The sequence below is a fragment of the Ruegeria sp. BHSB172 genome (genome assembly GCF_059613165.1).
Window position 1 is genome coordinate 82707 of the sequence record NZ_JBXWRZ010000011.1, and the last position, 11261, is coordinate 93967.

At 60.9% G+C, this 11261-nt stretch carries 9 protein-coding genes, 1 tRNA gene and 2 pseudogenes; 4 read left to right on the plus strand and 8 right to left on the minus strand.

The genetic code is table 11. The features are described from left to right. Positions 1-136 precede the first annotated feature (136 nt). The 5 genes from AC2FM3_RS08410 to AC2FM3_RS08430 form a co-directional block, all read right to left on the minus strand. Positions 137-958 carry an ATP-binding cassette domain-containing protein gene (locus tag AC2FM3_RS08410; RefSeq protein WP_496680572.1) on the minus strand — a complete coding sequence of 274 codons (822 nt, stop codon included), beginning with the start codon at positions 956-958 and terminating at the stop codon, positions 137-139. A 1-nt stretch (position 959) separates the two neighbouring features. Beyond that, a complete protein-coding gene (locus AC2FM3_RS08415; protein ID WP_496680574.1) occupies positions 960-2066 on the minus strand; it encodes an ABC transporter permease in 1107 nt (368 codons plus the stop codon). Positions 2067-2128: 62 nt separating this feature from the next. Beyond that, positions 2129-3049, minus strand: coding sequence for a sugar ABC transporter substrate-binding protein (locus AC2FM3_RS08420; RefSeq protein ID WP_496680575.1), 921 nt, complete (start codon positions 3047-3049; stop codon positions 2129-2131). Between the two features lie 124 nt (positions 3050-3173). Continuing rightward, the gene (gene iolG / locus AC2FM3_RS08425) at positions 3174-4187 is read right to left on the minus strand and encodes an inositol 2-dehydrogenase (protein WP_496680576.1); all 1014 of its coding nucleotides are present in this window, start codon (positions 4185-4187) and stop codon (positions 3174-3176) included. A gap of 136 nt (positions 4188-4323) precedes the next feature. Continuing rightward, the gene (locus AC2FM3_RS08430; protein ID WP_496680577.1) at positions 4324-5364 is read right to left on the minus strand and encodes a zinc ABC transporter substrate-binding protein; all 1041 of its coding nucleotides are present in this window, start codon (positions 5362-5364) and stop codon (positions 4324-4326) included. 56 nt (positions 5365-5420) lie between these two features. On the opposite strand from AC2FM3_RS08430, the gene AC2FM3_RS08435 reads away from it, so the two are divergent. Genes AC2FM3_RS08435 through AC2FM3_RS08445 form a run of 3 tightly spaced genes read left to right on the plus strand, consistent with a single transcriptional unit; the run spans position 5421 to position 7473 of the window. Continuing rightward, entirely contained in the window at positions 5421-5936 is a 516-nt protein-coding gene (locus AC2FM3_RS08435; protein ID WP_496680579.1) for a transcriptional repressor, read from the plus strand. Next, entirely contained in the window at positions 5936-6676 is a 741-nt protein-coding gene (locus AC2FM3_RS08440; RefSeq protein WP_496680580.1) for an ATP-binding cassette domain-containing protein, read from the plus strand. The genes AC2FM3_RS08435 and AC2FM3_RS08440 overlap by 1 nt, the downstream gene beginning before the upstream one ends. After that, positions 6676-7473, plus strand: coding sequence for a metal ABC transporter permease (locus AC2FM3_RS08445; protein ID WP_496680588.1), 798 nt, complete (start codon positions 6676-6678; stop codon positions 7471-7473). Before AC2FM3_RS08440 ends, AC2FM3_RS08445 begins: the two co-directional genes overlap by 1 nt. A gap of 138 nt (positions 7474-7611) precedes the next feature. Here AC2FM3_RS08445 and AC2FM3_RS08450 read toward each other — a convergent pair. Then, positions 7612-8190, minus strand: a pseudogene (locus tag AC2FM3_RS08450) (integrase core domain-containing protein); the annotation flags it as partial. A 712-nt stretch (positions 8191-8902) separates the two neighbouring features. Between AC2FM3_RS08450 and AC2FM3_RS08455 the strand changes: the two are divergent. Further along, a pseudogene (locus AC2FM3_RS08455) lies at positions 8903-9043 on the plus strand (IS5/IS1182 family transposase); the annotation flags it as partial. A gap of 124 nt (positions 9044-9167) precedes the next feature. Here AC2FM3_RS08455 and AC2FM3_RS08460 read toward each other — a convergent pair. Continuing rightward, positions 9168-10745: an oleate hydratase gene (locus AC2FM3_RS08460; protein WP_496680581.1), complete on the minus strand. Its 1578-nt coding sequence runs from the start codon at positions 10743-10745 to the stop codon at positions 9168-9170. 411 nt (positions 10746-11156) lie between these two features. Further along, positions 11157-11233: transfer RNA gene (locus AC2FM3_RS08465), tRNA-Met, on the minus strand. Positions 11234-11261: the final 28 nt, after the last annotated feature.

Consider the following 11261-nt stretch of genomic DNA (forward strand, 5'->3'; position numbering starts at 1 on the left):
CCGCCGTGGGCAATCCGTTGCAATCATTCTGTCGTGAAAGGATCCGACACGCCCACCACCCAGACCGGGTGGCCCGGCCTGCCGGACCCTGGTGATACTGGTGCCCCCCATGATGCGGGACACCGGGGAGAATCCTTCAGACGGTGCCGCCCAGCGACCCTTCCAACTCGGCCATCTCCTGCCCGCCGGCCATCATGTCCTGCAGCTCTTCGGGCGAGATCTCGCCGCGCCGGGCGGTGCCCAGCGTCTTGCCGCGGTTCAGAACCGTGAACCGGTCGCCCACGGCCAGCGCGTGCCGGACATTGTGGCTGATGAAGACCACGCCGATACCCTGGCTGCGCACCTTGTCGATGGTGGCCAGCACGTTCGAGGTCTGCCGCACGCCCAGCGCCGAGGTCGGTTCGTCCAGGATAAGGATCTTGGCGCCGAAATAGACCGCGCGGGCGATCGCCACGGTCTGGCGCTCGCCCCCCGACAGGGTGCCTACCGCCTGATCGGGGCCACGCAGGTTGATGCCCATCTTGCGCATCTCTTCCATGCAGACCTCGTTGGCGTGCTCGATGTCGAACCGTTTCAACAGGCCTTTCCCCTTGGTCGGCTCGCGCCCCATGAAGAAATTGCGCGTGACGCTCATCAGCGGGATCATCGCCAGGTCCTGGAACACGGTGGCGATGCCCGCCTCCATCGCGTCGCGAGGCGTGTCGAAGGACATCGGCTGACCTTCGAAATAGATCTCGCCCTTGGTGGGTTTGTGCACGCCCGACATCGTCTTGATGAAGGTCGATTTGCCCGCCCCGTTGTCACCCAGCAGGCAGTGGCATTCACCCGGTTTGACGTCGAAGCTGACGCCCGCCAACGCGATGATATTGCCGAAATGCTTTTCGATGCCCTTCATTTCGACGATCGGGGCCACATCCTTGACCGCGTCGCCGTGATGGAACTTGGTATCTTCGGTCATGTCAGCGCTCCCCGGTTACGCGTTTGCGGATCGCGTTGTTGAACAGAACGGCGATCAGCAGCATCGCCCCCAGGAACACCTGGAACCAGTCCTGATCGAAATCGGTATAGGTCAGGCCGATGACCACCATGCCGAAGATAATCGCCCCGAAGAACGCTCCGATGGCCGAGCCATACCCGCCGGTCAGCAGACAGCCGCCGATCACCGCGGCGATGATCGCCTCGAATTCCTTCTGGAAGCCGCGCCGCGCATCGGTCGAGCCTGCATCGATCACGGTGATGATCGCCACCAGCGCAGCGCAGCAGGCGGTCAACATGAACAGGGATATCTTGACCCGGTTCACCGGTACGCCCGAGTTCGACGCGGCAACCCGATCGCCGCCCGAGGCGAAGATCCAGTTGCCGGCCGGAGTGCGCAGCAGAACATAGGTGGCGGCGATGGCGAAGGCCACGAACCACAGGATTTCAACCGGGACACCCGGCACTTTGGGCGCGCCGCTTTTGAACGTGTCGATCAAGCCCTTTTCGGCCAGCCAGGTGAACAGGCTGCCGAAAGCTTCGCCGGAAAAGAACGGCGCGAGCCAGTCATTTTCGACCTGGTCGCGCACTCCGCGCAGCTGGGTCGACCCGCCGGTGGCCGCCTTGAGCCCCACCAGGGACAGACCGCGCAGAATGAACAGAAAGGCCAGCGTCACGATGAAGGATGGCAGGCCCGAGCGGATGACGATGGTGCCGTTGACTGCCCCGACAAAGGCCGCAAAGGCAAACGTCATCGGGATCGCGGCCGCCAGCGGCAGTTGCCAGGTCACCACGCAGACCCCGAAGAACAGGCCGGCAAAGGCCACCATGGAGCCGATCGACAGGTCAAACTCGCCCCCAATCATCAGCAGCGCCGCGCCGATGGCCAGAATACCCAGTTGGGCGGCCGGGGTCATGAAGTTCATGATGCCGGCAAGCGTGAACATCGATTCATCGGCCGTGATGGCGAAGAAGATGAAGACAAGGATCGCCCCTGCAATGGCCCCCAGTTCGGGCCGCTTCATCAGCTTGGTCAGGAACGGTTCCTTTTTGATCCGTTCGTCCACCGCCACTTGTGCAGACTCGGTCATGGTTTCCTCCCGTTTGGCAGGGGCGGCGCCCTAACGCCGCCCCGATTTTCAGCCCGCCGGTATCAGCGGATGCCCTGAGCTGACAGCTCGACCACCTGACCGGCCTTGTCGGCGGTGATCAGGTTCGGACCGGAAGGCACGTTGCCGCCCGGCATCAGGCCGTACTTGGCGTTCAGCGCCATGAATACGACCGGCAGATAACCCTGCAGATACTGCTGCTGGTCCACCGCAAAGGCCGCGTCACCGTCGACGATCGACTGCAGGAAGTTGGCCGACAGGTCGAACGAGGCCACGTTCACGTCGCGCCCCGACCCTTTGACGGCGGCCACGGCGGGCTCACCGGCCGAGCTTGCGCCCAGCGCCATCACGGTATCGACGCTTTCATCCGCAGCCAGAGCCGCCGACACTTTCGACTCGATCTCGGACGGGTCGTTCGACGTGGGCAGAACGGTCACGTTGCCGCCAAAGCCCTCGGTGAAACCGGCGCAGCGCAGGTCCAGCGCGACGTTGCCGACTTCGTGGTTCACACAGATCGCATTCTTGCCGCCCATTTCGGCCAGCTTCTCACCGGCGGCCTTGCCGGCGTCGAACTCATCCTGGCCGACATGCAGCGCCGCGCCCAGCTCCTTGGACACGTCCGAGCCCGAGTTCATCGATATTACCGGGATGCCCGCGGCAACCGCGCGTTCGATCGAGGGGCCAAGCGCGTCGGCATCCGGGATCGAAACGATCAGCCCGTCGGGTTCCTGGTTCACGGCGGCGTCGATCAGCTGCGACATGGCGACCATGTCGAAAGTTTCGGGCGCGCGGTATTCGACGTTCACGCCCATGTCCTTGCCGGCCTGCTCGACGCCGTTCTTGACCACGTTCCAGAACGCGTCATTCGCCTGGCCGTGCGACACGACCACGATATCCTGCGCAAAGGCCGGAGTGGCCAGCGCCAGCGCGCCGGCGGCGAGCGCCCCTTTGAAAAATTTGTTCATTACGTTTCCTCCCACTAGGACAGATCATTTCCTTGTCCGGGTCTCAGGACCCTTTCATTCGACCGAGGCCGAATCTCTGCCGTCCCGTAGCGCTACGAGACCATTTCAGTTTCCGCATCTGGCGTCATTTTGCAACCGGTTTCAAAAATTCCTCCAATCGGACCGGCGCGCCGGTCCGCGCCGAGCGGGTCGCGGCCTCGGCCATCGCCAGCGCGGCGACCCCGTCTTCCAGGGTGACCGGCACCTGGCTTCCGGTGGTAATCGCCGTCACGAACGCATCCCATTCGGCGCGATACGCCGCCATGTAGCGCTCGAGAAAGAAATAGGTCGGTTTGGCACTGAGGACGCCAGCGGCGGTTGATTTGACGACCGTGTGTTCCAGAACGTTCTGCGCCTGCAGCAATCCGCCCGAGCCCAGAATTTCAACGCGCTGGTCATAGCCATAGACCGCGCGGCGCGAATTCTTGATGACCGCGATCCTCCCATCCGCATAGGTCATGGTGACGACAGCGGTATCGACATCACCGGCGGCGGCGATTTCCGGGTCGACGACCGAGGTTCCGACCGCCGAGATGGTTTCGGGCAGCGCGCCCATCATGTAGTTGGACAGGTCGAAATCGTGGATCATCATGTCCCGGAACAGCCCGCCAGACACTTTGATGTAGCTGACCGGCGGCGGCGCCGGATCGAACGAGGTCACGGCCAGCAGTTCGGGCGCACCGATCTCGCCGTCCTGCAACGCGACCTTGAGAGTCGCGAAATTCGGGTCGAACCGGCGGTTGAACCCGATCATGACGGGTTGCCCGTTCTGCGCGGCGACGCGCTGACAGGCCATGGCGCGGGCCAGGTCAAGGTCCACCGGCTTCTCGCACAGCACCGCCTTTCCCGCAGCGGTTGCGGCCTCGATCAGGCCCGAATGGGTATCGGTCGGCGTCGCGATCAGGACCGCGTCGATCTGCGGGTCCGCGATGATGTCGTCCGAACGGCGCATGTCGGCACGATGGGCCGCGGCCAATGTTCGGGCGTTGTCCTCGATTGCATCCGAAACCGCGGACAGGACACTGTTCGGGTGCTGCGAGATCGTCCGCGCATGAACCTGCCCGATACGACCCGCCCCAAGCAATCCGACCCTGAGCATTTCGATCCCCCCAGATTAGAAATCTGAGGGGACCATGTTATTTTTTGCAACCGGTTGCAAGCCTTTTCTTCGGGGTGGCGTGCCACAAGTCACGGCGGCAACCGGACAAGCACCAAGCGCGCTGTTGCAATACAGCCTACCGCGACAGACAGTCGGCCAAAGTCTGCGCCATGTAGCGGATCGTCTGCGGATACAGATCCGCGCCCGGCTCAAAATTCGCCCCCAGCGGGTCTATGACAGCGGTCTCGGCCGTTGACCCCTCCAAAACGGTTGCGACGAGACCTGGGTTGAATTGCGGCTCGGTCAACACGCAATCGACGCCTTCGTCACGAATGCGCGCCCGGATTTCCGCAAGTCGCGCCGGCGATGGGTCGGTCGCGTCACTGATCGAGATCGCACCGGAGGCCGGGAAATCGAACGCGTGCTCGAAATACTGATAGGCATCGTGGAACACGACGAACCGCCCGCCCCGAACCGGCGCAAGCATGGTGGTCAGTTCATCGGTCAGAGCCGACAGATCCTCTTGCGCAGCTGCGGCGTTGGCGTAGTAGGTGCCTGCATTCTCGGGATCGGCCGCCGAAAGCTGTGCTGCGATCAAGGTCAGCCAGTTTTGGGCGTTTTGCGGCGACAGCCAGGCGTGCGGATCATGCGCGCCATGTGCATGACGATGTTGGTCCGCGTGGTCATCGTCATGCTCGTCCTCGTGGCCATGGGCATCATGGTCGTCGTGCTCATGATTGTCGTGATCCGCATGGTCGTGCCCTTCATGGTCAGCATGATCATCATGATCGGCATGACCATCATGGTCGTGTGCTTCGAACAAAGCCCCTTCGCGGATGTCCAAAAGATGCGTGCTATCGGACTCCAGCAGGGTGGTCACGGTCGCCCCGCCCGCCAGCGAATCGATCGCACCTTCCAACCAGGGGGTCAGATCTTTTCCCATCCAGAACACCAGATCGGCCTCTTGCAGCGCGGCGGCTTCGGACGGACGCAGATTGTATTCATGGGGCGAAGCGGTGGGCGGCACGATCAGGTCAGGGCTGCCCACCCCGGCCATGACCCGCACCACCAGCGAATGGACCGGCGCAATATCGACAGCCACGCGGGGCACATCTGCCATGGCCGCGCCCCCGAGCAAGACCGCGGCGATCGTTTTCAAGACAAGCGTTCTGGACATCGGACTCTCTGTGTGATTTTATAACATAGCGAGCGACATACATGATATGGAATAACATGACAAGTGATCCGCAATCCCTGCCGTCCGACCACACGGCCCCGGTCGGCTTTCGCGCACATGACCATGACAGTTGCGTTGAAACGGCCCTAGCCGCGGCCGAAGCACGGTGCAAGGAACGTGGGCTGCGCCTGACCCCGGTCCGGCGCAAGGTGCTCGAGATGTTGTTGCAGGAACATCGCGCGATGGGCGCCTATTCAATTCTGGATCGCCTGCGCGAAGCGGGATTCGGCTCTCAGCCACCTGTGGCCTATCGGGCGCTGGAATTCCTTGTCAAAAACGAGTTTGCCCACAAGATCGAGCGCCTCAACGCGTTTGTCGCCTGCTCGCATCCCGGGGCGACCCATTCGCCGGCCTTCATGATCTGTCGAAAATGCGATGCGGTCGCCGAGGCACAGGCGGCAACGGCAAAGGGAGGTTTGGGCGCCGCCGCCCGTGCGGCAGGGTTCGAAATCGAACGCACCGTGGTGGAAGCCGAAGGCTTGTGCCCGGATTGTACCAAAAAGGCCCAATAATGCCCCTCGTAACCGTTGAACACCTCAGCCTGCGCTACGGCGCCAACACCGTTCTGCGCGACGTGGACATGGTGATCGAACCGGGCGAGATCGTCACTATCGTCGGCCCCAACGGGTCGGGCAAGACCAGCCTGTTGCGGGCCGTTATCGGCGCGGAGAAACCAAGCTCCGGCCGGGTAATCCGCAAGCCCGGCCTCAAGATTGGCTATGTGCCACAAAAGCTGCATATCGACCCGACACTGCCGATCTCGGTCGAACGGTTCATGCGCCTGACCCACCCGGTGACGCACAAAGACTGCGTCGCGGCCCTGAACCGCGCCGGTGCTCCCGACCTGATGAAGCGCCAGATGTCGCAGCTGTCCGGCGGGCAGTTTCAGAGGGTTCTGCTGGCGCGCGCGCTCATCGACCAGCCCGATCTCCTTTTGCTTGACGAAGCGACCCAGGGCCTGGACCAACCCGGCTCGGCCGCCTTCTATCGTCAGATCGAGGAGGTTCGTAGGGAAACCGGCTGCGCCATTTTGATGGTCAGTCACGAGTTGCACGTGGTCATGAGCGCCTCGGACCGGGTCATCTGTCTCAATGGGCACGTGTGCTGCGCGGGCTCTCCGGCGGTGGTGGCCTCGGCACCGGAATACCGGGCACTGTTCGGAACGGGCACCGGCGGCGCGCTGGCCTTGTACCGCCACGACCATGACCACGCCCATGACCAATGCGACACCACGCGAGAAGCTGCTGAATGATGCTCGATGATTTCATGATACGCGCCACGCTCGCGGGGGTAGGCGTCGCCTTTGCCGCGGCCCCTTTGGGATGTTTCGTCGTCTGGCGCCGTATGGCCTATTTCGGGGATGCGACCGCCCATGCCGCGATTCTGGGCGTGGCGCTCGCATTGGCATTTCAGATGTCGGTTTTCACCGGCGCCCTGGTCGTTGCTCTGCTGATGGCCCTGACGGTCACCATGCTGTCACGGCGCGGCTACGCGATGGATACGTTGCTGGGCGTCATGGCTCACTCGGCGCTGGCTTTCGGGTTGGTGGCGGTGTCCTTCCTGACCGGCGTACGAATCGACCTCATGGCGTATCTCTTCGGCGACATCCTGGCAGTGTCGCCCGCGGATCTGGCCGTGATCTGGGGCGGGGCCGCTCTTGTCGTCGCGCTGATCGGCTGGCGCTGGTCGCGGTTGCTGACGGCGACATTGAACGAGGATCTGGCCTATGCCAGCGGATTCGACCCAAGGAAGGAACAACTGGTTCTGACGATTGCTCTGGCCGTGACGGTGGCGGTTGCCATCAAGGTCGTTGGCGTGCTGTTGATCGCAGCGATGTTGATCGTTCCGGCCGCTGCCGCCCGCAACCTTGCGCGATCGCCCGAAGCCATGGCCTTGACCGCAGCGGCCATTGGTGGGGCGTCAGCAGTTGCCGGACTTCGTGCCGCCTATGTGGCGGACACGCCGGCAGGCCCGACGATCGTCTGTGTGGCAGCCCTCGTTTTTGCTTGCCTGAGCTTGTTCGCACCGAGCGTTCAGGGCCGCCGCTAGGATCCCGAGTCCCTACAGGTCTTTTCGTTTGAGGCCGATCCGACCGCCTTGGCGTGCCACTTCGTGGTTCCGGTTTGATTGTTAGTTCATCGTGGGCCTTGCGACCATCGGGACGACGCTTTGGGGCGCGGTTGGGCGTTAGCCCAATGCGCTGTGCGGCCTGACGGTGTTGTAGTGTGTGCGCCAATGCTCGATCAGGATTTGAGCTGCCCGAAAGGTGTAGAACAACTCGCCATTCAGCAGCTCCTCCCGGAACCGCGCGTTGAAGCTTTCACAGTATCCGGTTTCCCAGGGTGATCCCGGCTCGAAATAGGTCGTCTTTGCCTGGACCGCCGCGATCCAGTTCCGCACCTTCTGCGCGATAAGTTCCGGGCCATTGTCAGATCTTGTATATTGGGGCGGTCCGCGCAGTATGAAAAGGTCCTTCAGCGCATCCAGTACGTCCGTGGGGTTGAGTTTGCGATCGACGCGGATCATAGCGCCCGTATTGATCGGCGAACTCGATGATGTCGTCCGTTAGAAGTTGCTCATCGGCACGGCCATGGGACACTTCGCGCTGCGTGGATCGGTGCTGACCGAGCGTGCGGCAGGCGCGGCACACAGACACGCCAAGCTCCCGCCGCACATGGTCGATGCATTTCCGACGACGCGAAGGGCTCAGAAGTTTCCCTTCGCAGCCTCCGTCAGAACGAGATTGTCCAGCGTCAGGTCGGATATTTGCCAAGAGGGTAAACGTGATCCGCCGCGAAACCCTCTATGAGCATTTCCTCTGTCCCGTGTCGCGTCGTCGCCGCTGAGAGGCCTCGGGGCTGGACGTAATTGATTGAACCCTTTGAGGAGCGGAGGGACGCGCTTTCAGCGCCATGTCGCATATAAAAGCCGCGCTGAGGGCGGCGCTAGCGTATTGTAATATATGTTGGAATTTGGTTGCGGGGAGAGGATTTGGCCTATACCGAACGTTAACGGAACTATTAATCTAAGAAGCCATCTCTACGCATTCCCTGTCTGTTTGAAATAATGGCCGTTTTGGACTAAAAAGTGACAATCAAGAAACCCGTTTCAAGGTCCGCACTGAGCCCTTACGGACATGATCCAGCTCTGACGCTCGCAGATGCGGCGTAAAATCGACTGAAGCTTTCAGCTGCGCCGCAAAAAATGCGGTCGTTCATGATGACCGCACCGAGTTCCCGGGCATCAATGTCCGAGTTTCGGACCAAACGGACCTTCATCCATTCCGTCTCAATCGGCGCGATAGCGGCTCAAACTGGTCATTGATTTCAGGCGCAGAGAAGTTCCGTTTCGAGCCCTTTTGTGACCGATGCTGCGCCACGCACTAAGGTCTGAGATGGGCCTATTTTGTTGAAAAACTTGCCCTTGATCGAAACCGAAGTCGCCGATTTAGTTTCCGTGTTAGATGGGGGATTGAACGATGATGGGACCGAGGCAGGAAGCGCAGGCATCACTGTTCTATGAGTTCTCACTCGAAGATCACGTGCCTCAGGGCCATTTGTTGCGGTCGATTGACCAGTTTGCCGATCTGAGTAGCATCCACGCCCACCTGGCGGATTGGCTTTTCACACGCCGTTCGCGGTGGCCTGCCAATGCTGCAGAAGAAAAGAATGAGGTCACTCAGGTGCAGTGCAGCTTTTCTTCTCAAGACAACGGTTGTGGTGTATGGCGATTTCTCAAGTCGATCACATCCCCAAGAGCACGCGGGCAGCTCGGGCCAGCACCATCGGGTCGAGGTCAGTGCGTGCCACTGCCGGCGGCGGGTCCACCCGCCCTGTCAAGCTCGACACGGCAGCGCGGGCGGAGCGCACAGAATACTCCACTGTGAAAACGCAATCCCGTGGCAGCTCGCAATATTGCCCGATCACCGCAAAGTTCCGCGCGCCAATCGGGCGCACATCGGGACGATCTCCTGGGCGACGCGGCATGAACTGGCTGGTAATGAACGGCATCCGACAGGGCAGTACGCGCGCGCCCTCGAACCATGCCTTTTGCGCATTGTTCAGCCTCAGATGACAGGAGAGCTCGGAGATGATCTCATCACCCGTGGCCTCCCACATGGGTTTGTGTACGAAATCGCCGGAACGTTCACCCCGCAGCCCATAGCCCCAGAACGTGTATGTGCCATGTTTCTGACCGCGAAAGTGGGGCTGGTGAAAGAGCACGATGGAAAGGGTCCAGGCAGAATCGGCAAAGGTGACAAGTCCTCCGGTTCCGGTCCGATTGTTGGTGTAATCCTCCATGAACTCAAAGAAATCCGGACCATCCAAGGTGGCGGTAAAGGAATGCCACGCGGTCTTGCCGGTGTCGCTGCAGAACGCCTCGGGATGGCCGAAGCCTTCATGCTGCGCCGCGAGCTTGCGCCAAAGCAACCAGGCGCCGCCCTCTCTATCCTCCAAGGATGGTGCGCGGTTATTTGAACCCATGACAGACGAGTCAGTCATGGAGCCGAGAGTCAGATAGACGCGATCAGATTCGGTTATCGGTGCCGTAGTGCCATCCACAAACTCCAGAGCGGTGACGCGGCGGTCCCGCCTTGCACCCTCAATCCTCACATCGACGACCTGCGCGCCGATGGCGATATAAACGCCCCTGTCTTGCAACCAGGTCACGATCGGTGCAATCAGCGAGTCGTACTGATTGTACCGAGTGCGCAGGATCCCGGCGATCCGGGTGAAGCCGGGAAACAGGTGGATGAACCGCCGCAAGTAGCGCCGCATCTCGCTTAGCGCGTGCCAAGGCTGAAACGAGAACATGGTGGACCACATCAGCCAGAAATTGCTTTCAAAGAAGGATGGCTTGAACCAGTCGTCGATTCTCTGGGAGCCCAGGCTGCGTTCCGAATGCAAGATCAGACGGTTGATATCGATGATGTCACGGGCTTCGAGCGTAAGGTCGTAGCGATCCGCAGCCGGTTTTCCGTCACGCACAAGGCGGCAGTTGGAGGATCCTGTCACCATGCCATTGAAAGCCAAGATGTCCTCGGTGACGGAGACGTTGGGGTCGTCCACTGAAGGAATGGTGTCCAGAAGGTCAAAGGTGCAAACGAAATGCTCTTCGAACATCCGACCGCCGCGGATCAGGTATCCATCCGCAGCGTTACCAGACCCGTCGAGAGACCCCCCGGTTACGTCGAGCTGTTCATAAATTCGGACTCTTTCGCCTTCGACACCCGCGTCCCGGACAAGGAATACGGCCGCTGCCAACCCGGCAATACCGCCACCCACAATATGGTGCTCTACTTGTGGTACGTCGGCTGGCATGGCGTATGGCCCTTTCGTTGTGGACAATGCTCTTGTGGCACAGTTCCCGTGGCATGGCGTTGTCCCAAATCAAGGCAAGGCGCCTTGAAGCAAGCAGGCGCAGCGAAAGTCCCCTATCCGGAACTTAGTTCCCTTTCTCGTGTGATGCAGCATCCGCTTTGGGCTCGGTGCAGTCGTTGCTTGAATTCAACTTAATGTCTGCTCTGCGGGCGATACAGACTTAGAATGTCTCTGTCGCTACGCGTTATGTGTGCACCTTAGAAGGGTCGAGCAGACTTTACATCACAGTGAGTGGTTTTGCGACGGGCAGGTCTAATCTTTGGGTAGCGGAGGGACGCGCTTTCAGCGCCATGTCGTATATTAAAGCCGCGCTGAGGGCGGTGCGAGGGTATTGTAATATATGTTGGAATTTGGTTGCGGGGAGAGGATTTGAACCTCTGACCTTCAGGTTATGAGCCTGACGAGCTACCTGGCTGCTCCACCCCGCGCCATTTTTTTGGCGTTTGGCCTGCAGAG